This is a genomic window from Adlercreutzia shanghongiae, from assembly GCF_035830635.1.
GTDB classification, from domain to species: Bacteria; Actinomycetota; Coriobacteriia; order Coriobacteriales; family Eggerthellaceae; genus Adlercreutzia; species Adlercreutzia shanghongiae.
In genome coordinates this window covers 1-14,651 of the sequence record NZ_JAYMFI010000001.1, presented here as the reverse complement: position 1 = coordinate 14,651, position 14,651 = coordinate 1, and the positions used below count along the sequence as shown (strand labels likewise).

Annotated in this window: 14 protein-coding genes, 4 tRNA genes, 1 other RNA gene and 1 riboswitch; of the genes, 17 read left to right on the top strand and 2 right to left on the bottom strand. The window is 64.0% G+C overall.

All coding sequences use genetic code 11. The features are described 5' to 3' along the window. The 4 genes from VJ923_RS00095 (at window position 1) to VJ923_RS00080 (ending at window position 2,774) form a co-directional block, all read left to right on the top strand. Window positions 1-693 (top strand): YggS family pyridoxal phosphate-dependent enzyme, encoded by a 693-nt coding sequence (locus VJ923_RS00095; RefSeq protein WP_326437271.1) that lies wholly within the window; start codon window positions 1-3, stop codon window positions 691-693. 103 nt (window positions 694-796) lie between these two features. Further along, window positions 797-1,588, top strand: a complete 792-nt coding sequence (locus VJ923_RS00090) for a cell division protein SepF (protein WP_326437269.1) — start codon at window positions 797-799, stop codon at window positions 1,586-1,588. 40 nt (window positions 1,589-1,628) lie between these two features. After that, window positions 1,629-1,886, top strand: a complete 258-nt coding sequence (locus VJ923_RS00085) for a YggT family protein (protein ID WP_326437267.1) — start codon at window positions 1,629-1,631, stop codon at window positions 1,884-1,886. 63 nt (window positions 1,887-1,949) lie between these two features. After that, on the top strand, window positions 1,950-2,774 hold the full coding sequence (locus VJ923_RS00080) for a DivIVA domain-containing protein (protein WP_326437265.1): 825 nt from the start codon (window positions 1,950-1,952) through the stop codon (window positions 2,772-2,774). 196 nt (window positions 2,775-2,970) lie between these two features. Here VJ923_RS00080 and rnpB read toward each other — a convergent pair. Beyond that, window positions 2,971-3,345: RNase P RNA component class A (rnpB, locus tag VJ923_RS00075), an RNA gene on the bottom strand. Window positions 3,346-3,468: 123 nt separating this feature from the next. On the opposite strand from rnpB, the gene VJ923_RS00070 reads away from it, so the two are divergent. The 13 genes from VJ923_RS00070 to VJ923_RS00010 all read left to right on the top strand — a co-directional run bounded on the left by VJ923_RS00070 (window position 3,469) and on the right by VJ923_RS00010 (window position 12,767). After that, complete coding sequence (locus VJ923_RS00070; RefSeq protein WP_326437263.1) at window positions 3,469-4,095, top strand: thiamine diphosphokinase; 627 nt, start codon at window positions 3,469-3,471, stop codon at window positions 4,093-4,095. 61 nt (window positions 4,096-4,156) lie between these two features. Further along, window positions 4,157-4,281: riboswitch (TPP riboswitch) on the top strand. Further along, window positions 4,271-5,653, top strand: a complete 1,383-nt coding sequence (gene thiC / locus VJ923_RS00065) for a phosphomethylpyrimidine synthase ThiC (RefSeq protein ID WP_326437261.1) — start codon at window positions 4,271-4,273, stop codon at window positions 5,651-5,653. Its footprint overlaps the riboswitch before it by 11 nt. A 254-nt stretch (window positions 5,654-5,907) precedes the next feature. After that, window positions 5,908-6,570, top strand: a complete 663-nt coding sequence (gene thiE, locus VJ923_RS00060) for a thiamine phosphate synthase (RefSeq protein ID WP_326437259.1) — start codon at window positions 5,908-5,910, stop codon at window positions 6,568-6,570. 100 nt (window positions 6,571-6,670) lie between these two features. Continuing rightward, entirely contained in the window at window positions 6,671-7,267 is a 597-nt protein-coding gene (locus VJ923_RS00055; protein ID WP_326437257.1) for a cysteine hydrolase family protein, read from the top strand. 101 nt (window positions 7,268-7,368) lie between these two features. Beyond that, window positions 7,369-8,217: a bifunctional hydroxymethylpyrimidine kinase/phosphomethylpyrimidine kinase gene (gene thiD / locus VJ923_RS00050; RefSeq protein WP_326437255.1), complete on the top strand. Its 849-nt coding sequence runs from the start codon at window positions 7,369-7,371 to the stop codon at window positions 8,215-8,217. Window positions 8,218-8,450: 233 nt separating this feature from the next. Then, window positions 8,451-10,145, top strand: coding sequence for an FAD-dependent oxidoreductase (locus VJ923_RS00045; RefSeq protein WP_326437253.1), 1,695 nt, complete (start codon window positions 8,451-8,453; stop codon window positions 10,143-10,145). 3 nt (window positions 10,146-10,148) lie between these two features. Then, window positions 10,149-10,562: a cytochrome c3 family protein gene (locus VJ923_RS00040; RefSeq protein ID WP_326437251.1), complete on the top strand. Its 414-nt coding sequence runs from the start codon at window positions 10,149-10,151 to the stop codon at window positions 10,560-10,562. Window positions 10,563-10,676: 114 nt separating this feature from the next. Next, window positions 10,677-11,375: a TetR/AcrR family transcriptional regulator gene (locus VJ923_RS00035; RefSeq protein WP_326437249.1), complete on the top strand. Its 699-nt coding sequence runs from the start codon at window positions 10,677-10,679 to the stop codon at window positions 11,373-11,375. Between the two features lie 145 nt (window positions 11,376-11,520). Further along, window positions 11,521-11,594, top strand: a tRNA-Gln gene (locus tag VJ923_RS00030). Window positions 11,595-11,617: 23 nt separating this feature from the next. Then, window positions 11,618-11,694: transfer RNA gene (locus tag VJ923_RS00025), tRNA-Glu, on the top strand. Between the two features lie 54 nt (window positions 11,695-11,748). Beyond that, window positions 11,749-11,825, top strand: a tRNA-Glu gene (locus VJ923_RS00020). A 54-nt stretch (window positions 11,826-11,879) separates the two neighbouring features. Continuing rightward, a tRNA-Glu gene (locus VJ923_RS00015) sits at window positions 11,880-11,956 on the top strand. A 61-nt stretch (window positions 11,957-12,017) separates the two neighbouring features. Beyond that, window positions 12,018-12,767, top strand: a complete 750-nt coding sequence (locus tag VJ923_RS00010) for a sulfite exporter TauE/SafE family protein (RefSeq protein ID WP_326437247.1) — start codon at window positions 12,018-12,020, stop codon at window positions 12,765-12,767. Between the two features lie 36 nt (window positions 12,768-12,803). On the opposite strand, the gene VJ923_RS00005 is transcribed toward VJ923_RS00010, so the two are convergent. Beyond that, a complete protein-coding gene (locus tag VJ923_RS00005) occupies window positions 12,804-14,273 on the bottom strand; it encodes a CCA tRNA nucleotidyltransferase (RefSeq protein ID WP_326437245.1) in 1,470 nt (489 codons plus the stop codon). Window positions 14,274-14,651: the final 378 nt, after the last annotated feature.

Here is a 14,651-nt window from a genome sequence, read left to right as displayed (position 1 = left end):
ATGGGTATTGCCGAGCGTTATCAGAAGGTGGCTGCCGAAGTGGCCGAGGTGACCGTTACGGCTGGACGGGCGCCCGAAGACGTGCTTTTGGTGGCCGTGTCGAAGACAGTGGGGCCCGATGGCGTGGCCGCGGCCCTGGAGGGCGGCACGCGCGACTTCGGCGAGAACCGTCCCGACCAGATCGTGCCGAAGTCCCAAGCGTTTCCCGAGGCCCGCTGGCACTTCATCGGCAACATTCAGTCGCGCCGCATTCCCGAAATCGTGGCCGCCTCGTCGCTCATCCATTCGCTCTACCAGCTTCGCCATGCGGAGAAAATCGAGCGCGCCGCCGCCGAGCTTGGCAAGGTGCAGGACGTGCTCATCGAGGTGAACGTGTCGGGGGAGGAGTCGAAAAGCGGCGTCGCTCCCGCCGACGCCGCCGCGCTGGTGAAGGCCTGCGCCGCGCTGCCCCATGTGCGGGTGCGCGGCCTGATGACCATGGCTCCTGCGGGCGATAGGGCTGCCGCGCGGTCCGCCTTCGCGGGTCTGGCTGCTCTGGCCGACGAGATTCGCGCCGAGCTTCCCGAGGCGGAAGCCGTCGCGTTTACCGAGCTTTCCATGGGCATGAGCGACGATTGGCGCGAGGCCATTCCCTTGGGGGCGACCATTGTGCGCGTCGGTCGGGCCATCTTTAGTGAATCTTATCAGGAATAGCGCTCAACCTGCTATGATGAGCGGAACACTTTGCGGGGCACCAGTGCCCCTGAGACCTTAGAAGTACGACGGGCGGCAGCGCCCACACGAAGCAGGAGGCCCCATGGACGGCAAGAGCATGTTCGGCGATATCAAGTCGAAACTGGGATTTGGCCGTAAGGACGATTACGAGGAGTTCTACGAGGACTACGAAGAGTACGACGAGGGCGACGACTACGGCGAGTACGGCTACGACGAGTCCTACGGCCGCGCTGCCGGCTCTGCCTACGATCGCTACGACTCGGTGACCACGCGCGAGCCCGGCGGGCGCCCCCGCGGCCGCTCCTCCATGCCGCGCCTCGTCTCCATCGACGATGTGCGCGCCCGCACGGCGGTGCCCACGCTGCCCGAGGACGAGGCGGCATCTCCGCGTCGCGGCGGCTCCAATTCGTTTCGCACTATGGTCGACTCCTCGCTGCCGCCGCAGATGACCCCCGAGGGCACGGCCGCCGCGTCCGCTGCCGCCTCGGCGGTGCACCATGCGCGCTCCGAGGGCCTGAACTCTCTCTTCGAGCCCACCACGCCCCCTGCCGACGATCGCGTGTCCTCGTCGCGGGCGACGAGCGCCTCCTCTTCGCGCTTTACTCCTTCTCGCACGCTGAAGGTCATCGCCCCTTCTGTCTACAACGATGCCGAGGCGGTCTCAACGGCCCTGAAGCTCGGCAACGCCGTGGTGCTGAACCTCGCGGCCACCCCCGACGCGCTGGCCAAGCGCATCCTGGACTTCTCCTTCGGGGTTGCCAGCGCGCTGGATGCCAACGTGGAGTGCGTGGGCAACAAGGTGTTCGCCCTTACGCGCATCGACGAGCTGTCCGAGGCCGAGCGCTCGTATTTGCGCACGCAGGGCATCGCATAGGCCTCTTCAACGATTCTCAGGGCAAAGGAGCCTTCAAGTTATGCTGACCTACCTTCTCGTGAGACTGGCCGACGCCTACTCCATGATCATTTTCATCTACGTGATGATGTCTTGGCTGCCCAACACCCAAAGCGGCGTTATCGGCGATATCTACCGCGCTCTGGGCAAGCTCTGCGACCCGTATCTGAACTTGTTCAGAAAATTAGTTCCGCCCCTTGGAGGAATGGTGGACGTGACTCCCATCATTGCTCTGCTTGTATTACAATTCGGGGTACGTTTGCTGGTAATGATCTTCTAGGTTCAGAAGGCCGGCATTCCGACGCTACAGCAACGTAACATCGTAAGAAACTGAGGTACCTACATGGCAATCACCGCTTCCGACATCCACAATCAGAGCTTCTCCATCGACCGCAAGGGCTACGATGTGGATGAAGTGGACGTGTTCCTGGAGCATGTCGCCGATGAGATCGACATCCTGAACGACACCATCGCCTCGTTGCAGGACCAGCTGGAGGCCGACCGCTTCAGCGGCTTCGACGCCCCGGCTGCTTCCACGGTGGCCATCTCCGAGGTGGCTGTCGCCCCGGTCGACAACGCCGAGTGGGATGCTCAGCTCGCCCAGAAGGACGCCATCATCGCCGATCTGGAACGCCAGCTTTCCGACAAGCGCGCCGACGACAATGCCATTGCCCAGGCCCTCATCATCGCCCAGCGTTCCGCCGATGAGATTCTCGCCAAGGCCAACGCGAACGCCACGGAGACCATCCAGGATGCGCGCGACGAGGCCCAGCGCATCATCGACCGCGCCAACACCGACCGCCAGGACGTGATCGATGCCATCCGCAAGCTGCAGGACGACCGCGAGGACGCCCGCGAGGAGTACGCCGACCTGCTGAAGGACATCATCTCCGATGCCTCCCGCAAGCTGGCCGACATCGGCGCCAACGTGCCGGCTGCCGCCAACGCCTTCGATGGCGAGTACGATGTGGTGCCCGGACTTACCGGCAACTTCGAGATCGACGAGTACGTGGCCCCCTCGGCCTACGTGACGCCGGCCGCTCCCGCTGCCCCGGCTGCCGCGACCGGCATGGCTGTGGCCGCCGCCACACCGGTTGCCTCGGCCTACGAGAAGGACCTCTCCGGCTTCGGCGACGCCGACGACTTCGAGTTCGAAGAGATCGACTAAATTGTTCCGTGCGGCCTGACGGCCCTACGGACTACTCGACGCTGCGAGGCTCTGGCGCATTTCATATTCACCCTTGTTTTGCACTCGGCGTTGGCCGAAGCCAACTTGGTGCAAAGGCGGGCGAATCTGAAACGTGCCAGAGCCTCTCGCTGACTTTACGAACGACCAGTGCGTCGTTCTTTTATTTTGTGGAAGAAAGGCGAGCGGGCCTGTAAGCCGGGTTCTGTCTTAGGACGGCCATTTATCTCGAGCGCGAGTCGCCTCGCGCCTCTAGCACGCAACCCGAGCGCACGGCGGGCAACCGTAGGGCGCTCCTATTTGCGCTTGCTCCAGATGGGGTTTACCAAGCCGCGCTGTTGCCAGCGCGCTGGTGCGCTCTTACCGCACCGTTTCAGCTTTTCTCCTGTTTCGTGCGTGCCGCTCGTACGGCACGTTTCGCGCAGGGGAGTTTTCTTTTCTGTGGCACTGATCCGTCGGGTCGCCCCGCCCAGCCGTTAGCTGGCATCTTGCCCTGGGGAGCCCGGACTTTCCTCGCACCCTCGATGGGATACGCGACCGTCTGGCCCGCTCGCCTGTGGTATTGTAGCAGAACTTGCCAAAGCGGGAAGCATGTTTGCGGTGTCATCCTGAGCGGAGCGCGCAGCGTGGAGTCGAAGGATCTCAGCGGTAACGAAGGGAATACCTGGAGGTAGCAATGAAAACGATAGCGTTGGTGGGAGCCTCCGATTTAAACATCGACCATTTCGTCTTGCGCTGCGCTGCCGGCGCCTTCGATGCGGTGATCGCCGTCGACGGCGGCTATGCGTCCCTCGAGGCCGCAGGCTGCGTACCCGATCTCGCCCTGGGCGATTTTGATTCGCTGGGCTATGTGCCCGAAGGCGTGCCCGTGAAGGACTTCCCGCCCGAAAAGGACGCCTCGGATATGGAGCTGGCGCTGGAGGAGGCCCTGGCCTGCGGCGCCGATGCGGTAGAAGTGTACGGTGCGCTCGGCGGCCGGCTCGACCATACGCTGGCAAACCTTCAGCTGCTCGCCTCTTTCGCCGAGCGCGGTCTTGAAGTGCGGGCCGTGGGCGCCGATTCCCAAATCGCGTTTCTCGTCGGTCCCACAGAGCTGTGCGTGGAAGGCGAGCCTGGTGCCCTCGTATCCGTCTTCTCGCTCAGCGACGCCAGCACGGGCGTGGTGGAAGAGGGCCTGAAGTACTCCCTCGACCACGTCACCCTCACGAACCGCACCAGCTGGGGCCTTTCCAACGAGTTCGCCGCCGCCCCTGCCCGCATCGCCGCAGAAAGCGGCACGCTGGCGGTGTTCCTGCCCCTGTAGGGCGCCCGCCCGCGCCCGCGCCGCCCGCCGCGCGTCCCGTCTTCCCTATACTGTTTTCACAACCTCATAGCTGGGGAGCTTGCAGCCGTACGGCGGCCGGGCAGGCTGAGAGGGAGCACCGCATTGCTCCGACCCGACGAACCTGATATGGGTAATGCCAACGAAGGGAGTTTCCATGGTCGAACGTATCGCCGCATCCGAGATGGCGTGCGCTTCCGCCGCCCTGGCCGATGCTGCCGGGCTCGTCACGCAGATCGATTTCGCCCGCGCGGGCATCGTCACGCCCCAGATGGAGGCCGTGGCCGCCGCTGAGGGGCGCGACCCCGACGTCATTCGCGTCGCCGTCGCTGCGGGGCGCATCGCCATTCCGGCGAACATCCATCACGAGAGCCTCGCGCCCGAAGGCGTGGGCGAAACCCTTGACGGCGTGCCGCTTTCCACCAAGGTGAACGTGAACCTCGGCATCTCCGGGGATTTGGCCGACGAGGCTTTGGAGTGGGAGAAGGTGGATGTGGCCCTGGAGCTGGGCGCCGACGCCATCATGGACCTCTCGAACTCCGGCAAGACCCGCGCGTTTCGTCGTCGGCTTATCGAGAAGTCGCCGGCCATGATCGGCACCGTGCCCATGTACGATGCCATCGGATATCTGGAAAAGGCGCTCATCGCCATCACTCCCGAGGACTTTCTGGAAGTAGTGCGCGCCCATGCCGAGGACGGCGTGGACTTCGTCACCATTCATGCGGGCATGAACCGGCGGGTCATCGAGTCGTTCAAGGAAACGGGGCGCCTCACCAACATCGTATCCCGCGGCGGCTCTCTCATTTTCGCCTGGATGGAGGCCACGGGCCGCGAGAACCCCTTCTACGAGTACTACGACGAGGTGCTGGCCATCTTGCACGAGCACGACGTGTGCATCTCGCTGGGCGATGCCATGCGCCCGGGCAGCGGTTACGACGCCACGGATGCGGCCCAAATCGCCGAGCTCATCGAAATCGGCAAGCTCACCCGCCGCGCCTGGGATGCTGGCGTGCAGGTGATGGTGGAAGGTCCCGGGCACATGGCCCTCGACGAGATCGCTGCCAACATGAAGCTGCAGAAGCGGCTGTGCCACGAGGCGCCCTTCTACGTGCTGGGGCCGCTCGTCACCGATATCGCGCCCGGCTACGACCATATCACCGCGGCCATCGGCGGCGCGGTGGCGGCTATGTCGGGCGCCGATTTCCTCTGCTATGTGACACCGGCCGAGCATCTGCGTCTGCCCGACGCCAACGATGTGCGCGAGGGACTCGTGGCCACTAAAATCGCGGCTCATGCGGCCGATATCGCCAAGGGAGTGCCCGGTGCCCGCGACCGCGACAACCGCATGAGCGACGCGCGCCGCCGTGTGGCCTGGGAAGAGATGTTCGGCCTGGCGCTCGATCCCGACCGCGCCCGTGCCGTTTTCGAGAGCGCCCCGCCTTCCACCGAGGGCACCTGCACCATGTGCGGCAAGATGTGCGCCATGAAGACGGTGAACGACATCATGGAGGGACTCACGGTCGACTTGGACGCGCACTAGGCGCGAGAAAAGTTTTCCCGTGAAATTTGCAAATTTCACGGGTTTGTTAGACATTGGATGTCGAAAGTGCCGCGCCGTGCGTCAGCGGCGGTGGATTGACCAGGCCTTTTGCGGTGCGTTTTTGCCCCAAGCTGAGCAATCTGGCAAGGTAATGTCTAACAAACCCGGTTTTTTTGAAAATCAGGGACAGAAAAATCGTCTGAAGCGATTCGAAGCCCCGTACGCAGGCCTCCGGAATCGAGAAAGGTTGCAATATGGAACACGAGAAGCCCGTTTGGTCGCCTGAGGCAATTCGCGAGGCGCTCAAGCTCTACGCGGTTACGGACAATGCGTGGCTAGGGGAGCGGACGTTGGCGGAATGCGTGGAGACGGCGCTCGCCGGAGGAGCGACCTTCGTGCAACTGCGCGACAAGCACGCGAGCGCGGACGAGCTGCGTGCCGAGGCCGCCGAGTTGCTGGCGCTCTGCCGGGCGGCCGGCGTGCCCTTCGTGGTCAACGATGACGTGGAGTGCGCCCTGGCCGTTGGCGCTGATGGCGTGCACGTGGGCCAGGACGATATGGCCTGCGAACGCGCCCGCGCGCTGCTTGGCCCCGATGCCATCGTGGGCGTGAGCACCCAAACGGTGGAGCAGGCCCGCGCCGCCGAGGCGGCCGGGGCCGACTACCTGGGCGTGGGCGGGGTGCGTGGCACGGCCACCAAGCCCGAGGCCGGCGTGCTCACTCCCGATGAGTTTCGCGCCATCGCCGCCGCGGTGGATATTCCCATCGTGGCCATCGGCGGCGTGAGCGCGGAGACGATGCCGCTTCTGGCCGAGCTTGACGTGGATGGCGCCGCCGTCGTGTCGGCCATCTTCGCCGCCGACGATATTGAGGCTGCCACCCGCGAGCTTTCCCGTATCATCGACGAAACGCTTTAGCGCGATACTCCGAAGAGCGCCGCAGCTCTCGCCTCGTGTCATCCCAAGCGGAGGTACGTAGCGCCAGAGCCGAAGGATCGCCAAGAAAGGAAGGACTTCCATGCTGGGAGATGAGAACAACAACGATCTGGTGGACCTTTCCGCCGTCGACCGCTTGAGATGCGCGCTCCTCGTCATCGACGAGCTGGGCGACCCAACCGGCACGCCGCTGGAGCCGGTGCTTCTGCCCTCCATCCTGCAGACGGCCAAGCTCACCGAGGCCGCCCGCAAGGCGGGCATGCCCGTCATCTTCACCAACGACGCGCACATCCCCGGCATCGACCGCGAGTTGGCGCTGTGGGGCACCCACGGCATCGCCGGCACCCTCGAGGCGCAGACCTCACCGCTTTTGAGCCCCCAACCCACCGACTACGTGGTGGAGAAGCGCCGCTACAGCGGCTTTTTCCAGACGGGGCTTCTTCTGCTGTTGAACGAGCTGGGCGTCGACACCCTCATCTGCTGCGGCATGGACACCAACATCTGCGTGAAGCACACCGTGGCCGATGCCTACTTCAACAACTTCAACATCATCGTGGTGGGCGACGCCACGGCCACCTTCCTCGTGGGAGACCAGGAGGAAGGCCTCGACTACATGCGCACCTGCTACGCCGCCAAGATCATCGACACCGACGAGGCCGTGAGGCTCATCGAAGGCTAGCCTACGCGTGACGATTGACCATCGGAAGGAGGCGACCGTGCGAGGTCGCCTCCTTTTTATGAGATGATAGGCGCACTCGTATGTGCGGAGAAAGGAACGCCATGAAAGCGGTTCTCACCATTGCCGGGTCCGACTCCAGCGGGGGAGCGGGCATCCAGGCCGATTTGAAGACCATCATTGCCCATCAGCTGTTCGGGGAGAGCGTCATCACGGCGCTCACGGCCCAGAACACCATGGGGGTGACCGGCGTGCTGGATGTGGACCCGGCCTTTGTGGGCCAGCAGATCGATGCCGTGTTCGAAGATATTCGCCCCGACGCTGTGAAGGTGGGCATGGTGTCGTCACCCGAGATTGTCGCGGCCATCGCCGAGGGACTTGTGCGTCATAGGGCTGAGAACATCGTTGTGGACCCGGTTATGGTGGCCACGTCCGGCTCGGCCCTCATTGCCGATGCTGCCGTGAATGCGCTGGTGGAGAGGCTCTTCCCGCTGGCGAGCGTCATTACGCCGAACATTCCCGAGGCGGAGGTGCTCGCGGGTATGGGCATCACCGCGCCGGATGATGTCGCGAGGGCTGCTGACCTCATCGCCGAGCGCTGCAAGGCGGCGGGAGAGGGCGGCGCGGGTTCTGGCGACTTCGGCATTCCCGCCATCATGATCAAGGGAGGCCACGGCGTGGGCGACCCCGATGCTGCCGATGACTATCTGCGTTTGGCCCACGGCGAGCGCGTGTGGCTGCGGGGGCCCCGTATTGCCAACGAGAATACCCACGGCACGGGATGCTCGCTCTCTTCGGCCATCGCTTGCCGGCTGGCGCAGGGCTTCGCCGTCGATGTGGCCGTGCGCGAGGCCAAGGCCTACGTTGCCGGCGCCCTCGCCGCCGGTCTGAACCTCGGTCGCGGCTCCGGTCCTCTCAACCACATGTGGCAGTACGGCCCGGTTCCCTGCTAATACTTCGCATAAAGCGCTTCGCTCAAGCCCCGCCGGTGCCCAGTGTGCTGGCGGGGCTTTGTCGTTAGCGCCTCATCCTCCGTAAAAGAAAACTCGCTTTTGACACTTTACAATGTAAAGTAAAGTGGTTATGATTCCTCCTGCATCGAACTTTACGATGTAAAGCCCGTGTAGCGCTTTGCTGCATGAAACAAGGAGAGGCCCGCAAGACGGGCCGATGCGAAGGAGGAACAATGGAGGGAACGAACGTATCGCGTCGCGACTTCCTGCGCGGCGCCGGTGTTGCGGGCGCGGCAGCAGGGGCCCTCGCCCTGGCCGGAGGCGCGCACGTGCCGGTGGCCGTGGCCGATGAGGCTGAAGGCGCGGTGCCGGCCATCGCGAAGCTGGCCAACGAGACGGCCTGGATTCCGGTGCAGAAGGCAGCTTGCCCCGGCCCCCGCGGCCCCATCGCCTTCGAGGCCGAAGCGATTCCGGCCGATAAGATTTCCGCGACGGAAGACCACGACATCGTCGTTGTCGGCGCCGGTATCGGCGGTCTCACGGCAAGCCTCAAAGCGGCCGAGGAAGGCGCCGACGTGGTTTGCATCGAGAAGATGACCCGCGGCCGCGGCTGCTTCGAGTGCTTCGGCGCCGTGAACGCCGCGTGTCAGAAAGACCTCGACATCAAGCCCCAGCTGCTGCTCGACGAGATCTACCGCAGCGCCTACTGGCGCACGCGTCCCGAGCCGGCCCGCACCTACGTGCGCCGCTCCGGTGAGGCCACCGACTTCTGGCAGGCCATGCTGGACAAGGGCCCCAACGGCTTTCTCATCACGCCGGTGCCCGAGGTTCCTTCCACCTGCGGCATGCCGTGCCTGACCGACCTCATCCCCACCGAGCTCGGCTTCTACGACAGCCCCTGCCTGCCGCCCGACGCCGGGGTGCGCTCGGGTTACTCGGGCATGTACGTCTGCCTGGAGATGCAGGAAGTGGCCCAGGGCTACGACAACCTCGACATCCGCTTCGAAACCCCGGGCGTGCAGCTCGTGCGCGAGGGCGACGGCCCGGTGACGGCGGTCATCGCCAAGAACCCCGACGGCACCTATGTGCAGCTGAACGCGAGCAAGGGCGTTATCCTTGCCACGGGCGGCTATGACGCGAACCCCGAGCTCATGCAGGCTTGGACGCGCCCCGAGGACTACGCCTCGTCCAGCTGGTGGAACCCCGGTTGGGGCACCACGGGCGACGGGCATCTCATGGGCATCCAGATCGGCGCTCAGATGGACCCCTGCCCGCAGCCGGTCATGAACTTCCGCTGGGGCAACCCCGACTCCTTCTACGATGCCCGCACGTGGAACGCCATCTACTTCGCCATCCTCGTGAACGGCGACGGGCATCGCTTCGTGCGCGAGGATCTGCCCTTCCAGAGCGTGTCGAATGCCCAGAACGCCCAGCCCGATTACGGTGCAAACTGTTGGGAGATCTTCGACGAGAACATGATGGAGGGCATGGACGACGCGGCTATTGAGGAGTTCAAGGGCAAGGGCTGGCTCTTCGAAGGTGCCACGCCCGAAGAGCTCGCCGAAGCCTGCGGTGTCGATCCGCAAGGCCTGGCTGACGCCATCGCCCGCTACAACGGCTTCTTTGCGGCGGGCGTCGATGAGGACTTCGACCGCGACTTGTCCACCACCATGCCGTTCACGGGAAAGCGCTACTTCGCACTGACCACCAACAGCTGCGTGCTCGCCACGGTGGGCGGCCTCACTATCGACGAGAACGCCCAGGTGCTCGACGTGAACAACAAGCCCATCGGCAACCTGTACGCCACGGGCAACGCTTCGGGCAACTTCTTCGCGGGCAACTACCCGCGCCATATTCCGGGAACGTCCATCGGCCGTGCGGTCACCTTCGGCTTTGTGGCCGCCGAGCATGCCTTGAAGGGGGAGTAGACCATGAGAAGAACCGACAAGCTGGCGGGCGGCCTGCGCCTTGCGATGACGGCGGCCGCGACGATGGCCCTGTGTCTCGGCCTTGCCGCCTGTGCGCCGCAGCAGCCGGCTTCCGATGCCAACGAGGCCGCCGGGGCCTCTACCGAGGAGCAGGTGGATGCAGCGGCTGAGGCTGGCATGTATCAGTCCGACGAGCAGTGCCTGTCCTGCCACGGCGGCTCTTACGAGGCCCTGGCCTCCACGACGGCCGACTACGGCATGAGCAATCCGCACAACTCCATTCACGGCGGGTACAACTCCTGCGTGAACTGCCATGCTCGCGACAAGGAAGTCACCGACAACCAGTGCGATAACTGCCATACCTGGCCCCACAACCCCGAGACGGGACCGGGCGCCGCGCTCTCGAGCGCTGCGTAAGGGTCCTTTGCTTTTCAAGTGGCGATAAGGCGGCGCGTCCGTAAGGGGCGCGCCGCTTTTACTATACTGGGTATACTGGGCAAGGTTGCATTCGATGAGAGAGGGAGGTGGGCCGTGAGCCAATCCGCAAGCGAAGAGGCACGTCCTGCGCTGTCTCGAGAAAGCATCGTGTGCGCTGCCACCGTTCTTATAGAGCGAGAAGGGCTTCGGTCGTTTACCATGCGCTCGCTCGGGAAAGAGCTCGGCGTGTCGGCTATGGCGGTCTACAGCCATTTCTCGTCGCGCGGAGAAGTGCTTGCCGCCGTGCTCGAGCGTTTTATGGCTACGATGGATACCGATCCGGTGCCCGGGGAGCGCTGGGACGATACGCTGCGCCGCACTATGACGTCCATCTATCGCGAGGGCGTGGCGCACCCGGAGATTTCTTCTATAGAAGTTGAACCCGGCAGCGGCGACGAGGGCTTGGCTTCCCATACGGATAAGATCATTCGCCTCCACCTTAACCAGGGGATGCCGGAGGACGTGCTTTCTTGGGCGTGGGCCATGGTTGACGCCTATCTGACGGGTTTCACGGGCAATGCGGTTGCCGTGCGCAAGGAGAAGGCGCGACGCGAGCGAGGGAACGCCAGCGAAAACACCGAGGCGCCCGAGGCTCCGTTCTGGCGGAGTATTGTGGACCGGGCCTATACCGATGAGGCCTTCGCGCACGGTGTGGAGATCATCATCGAGGGCGTGCGCGGTCTGGCGGCGCCCGACCCCTGTGAATGGTACACGCCCGAGGACGCGGGGGAGGGCCCGCTTCTGGCGCATTAAGCCCGTCGGCCCCGGGCCCGCCAGTGCCAGTGCCATTCCCCGCATTTTTCATAATTCCCGAAATTGGGACTTGACGGGGCGGGGTCGCTTCCGTAACATACTCACTTGCGCTTACCGCTTTTGCGGTTTCGCGAAGAAGTGTCGTTGGGGTGTCGTCTAATGGCAGGACAGCGGTTTCTGGTGCCGTATGTGAGGGTTCGACTCCTTCCACCCCAGCCATTTTTTCGCAGAACGCATTACGTGGCTCCGTCGTCTAGCGGTTTAGGACGCCGCCCTCTCAAGGCGGAGGTCGCCGGTTCGAATCCGGTCGGAGCTACCAGGGAAATCGGGCCGGGAGGCTAAACCCCTCCCGGCTTTATGAAGCGCACAACGTGGCTCCGTCGTCTAGCGGTTTAGGACGCCGCCCTCTCAAGGCGGAGGTCGCCGGTTCGAATCCGGTCGGAGCTACCAGGGAAATCGGGCCGGGAGGCTAAACCCCTCCCGGCTTTATGAAGCGCACAACGTGGCTCCGTCGTCTAGCGGTTTAGGACGCCGCCCTCTCAAGGCGGAGGTCGCCGGTTCGAATCCGGTCGGAGCTACCATGAACTTTCCGGGCCGCCCAGAGGGCGGCTCGTTTTGTGTTCGGAGGCGGAAGGGGCGTTTGTGGAATACCTGATCGTGTGCCCGCTGGCTCTTCTGGCCGGTTTGGTGGACGCCGTGGCCGGCGGGGGAGGGCTCATCTCGCTGCCGGCGTATTTCTTCGCGGGCCTGCCGCCCCATGCGGCTATCGCCACGAACAAGCTCTCCTCTACGATGGGCACGACCATCGCCACGGTTCGCTATGCGCTCTTTGGCTATATGGCTCCGATGTTCGTCGCGGCGGGTGTCGCGTGCGGCCTTGCGGGCTCGGCGCTCGGTGCCAATCTGGCGCTGGTGGCCGACAGCTTCGCGCTCATGGTGTTCATGCTCGTCTCTCTTCCCTTTGTGGCCGTGCTGGTCTTTCGCGTGCGGGATCTGAACAAGTTCGCCGAGCGCCCGCTGCCGCGCCATCGCGCCCTGGCTCTCACGGGGCTCATCGCCTTGGCCGTGGGTGTCTACGACGGGTTTTACGGGCCCGGCACGGGAACCATCCTCATGCTCTTGCTGACGATGGTGGCCCATCAGTCCATGCGGGAGGCTGCTGGCACCACGAAGGCCGTCAATCTGGCGACTAACGTAGCGGCGCTTGCGGTGTTCCTCGTCAACGGGGCCGTGCTCATTCCGCTCGGCCTGGCTGCCGGAGCCTTCAACATCGTGGGCAACTGGATCGGCTCGAGCCTCTTCGACAAAAAGGGAGCTGCGGTGTTGCGCCCCCTCATGCTCGTTGTCATCGCCCTGTTTGCCGTGCGCCTTATAGCCGATCTGCTCGCCTAGGCGAAAGCGGGCGCGCGGCTTGGCCCGCCGTGCGAGTTAGTCGTAAAGCTCTGAGGACACGAAGGTCAGCAGCGCCTCGCGCTCGTTGGGGACGCGCTCGTCGATGACGGCGTCCAGGGCCGCGTCCAGGATGCGTCCCACTTCGGGTCCCGCCTCCACGCCAAGCGCCATGACATCGCGCCCGTTCACGGCAAGGTGCTTCACCGAGAACGCCGCCTCTTCCTCCAGAATCTGGCGCATGAGGGCCCGCAGCTCCTCGGCCGTATTGGCGCGAGGCGCGCAAAACGGCGCCTGGGCCAGGGCGTCGGCGCGCTTGATGTCGCAGAGCGCCTCGAACAGGTCGGTGCGCCCGCCGAGTCGGCCGAGCATGCGGCGCACCGCTCGCGTGTTGGCGGGCACCACATCGTCGTGGGCGCGCACGAGCACGGGCACGTCGCGGCGCAGCCACGCGGGGAAGGGGAGACGGTGCATGATGCCGCCCGCAAGCTCGACGCTGACGGCGGCATGGCCGTAGAAGTGCTCCACCTCGCCCTCGAAGAAGGCCGCTGCCGGCTTGCCCATGTCGTGGAACAACGCGCTCCAGCGCTGCAGCGGCTCGGGGGGCGTGCGCTGGACGACCCAGGCGGTATGCTCGAGCACATCATATATATGGTACTTCGTCACTTGGGCGCAGTCCTTCATAGCGACTAGCTCCGGCAGCACGAAAGCCAGCACATCGACGCACGTCATAAGGGCATCGTGGACGTGGTCACCGCAGACGAAGCGCTCTAGCTCGCGGTAGATGCGCTCACCGGATACCTTGCGCAGCAGGCTCTTCGACGCGACCATGGCCTCGAAGGTCGCCTCGTCGATGGCAACGCCAAGCTGCGAGGCGAAGCGGCAGGCCCGCAGAATGCGCAGCGCATCTTCGGAGAACCGCGTCAGGGGGTCGCCCACGCAGCGCAAGATGCCCCGACGCATATCACTCAGACCGTCGAAGGGGTCGATAATGCCGCGCTTCGGGTGATAGGCCAGCGCATTAATAGTGAAGTCGCGGCGCTTCAGGTCCTCTTCAATAGAAGAAGCGAAGGCGACGGAATCGGGGTGGCGCCCGTCGCTGTAGGAGCCATCAGTGCGATACGTAGTAATTTCAAGCGGCTCGCCTTTGCGCACAACCGTAATGGTCCCGTGGGCGACACCGGTCTCTGCCGTGCCCCAGCCGGCGCCTTCGAAGGCGTCCCTTACGCGCTGCCAGGGAAGGCTCGTGGCGATGTCGACGTCGTGGACGGGCCTTCCCAGGAGGGCGTCGCGCACGAATCCCCCCACGCACCAGGCCTCGCCGCCGGCGTTCTCGATGATGCGCAGCGCTTCGCTCGCCGCAAGGGGAAGTTCGAGCCTGGTCGAAGAGGCAGCAGCTAAAGGGGCCTTTACAGAGGGAGCCTTGACGCCGCCATCTTGGACCTGTGCCGGTGAGCCATAGGAATAGGGGCGGGAAGATGTGTTCGGATTGCGGTGAGCGGCTGCCATGTTTTATTCCTTCGATTCAGTGATTTTCCCTAAGTATACTGGTCTTTCTTCGAATGAAGGGCGAGAGCGCTGTGCACGTGGCCAAAAAGTTTTAATAAATTTCAAAATCCCTCTTGCGCGATTGGGGAAGAGCTGTATTATATGCAAGCTGTCTTTTTCGGAGGTACGAAAGACAGCGTTCCTTGCGAACCTTCGGGGTTGTCAAGCGAGAAAGCAAAATTGTTGAGGTTTTGTGAAGCGCTTGACGGACACTTCGAAACCCTGTAAAGTACTTCCTTGCGCCGCTCACGAGGGCAGCGCGGCGGGAGAGGCTCCCGCGGAACCTTGACAACCGGATACTGAGGATGGAATTCGAGAGATGAATCATCTCGAGGATGT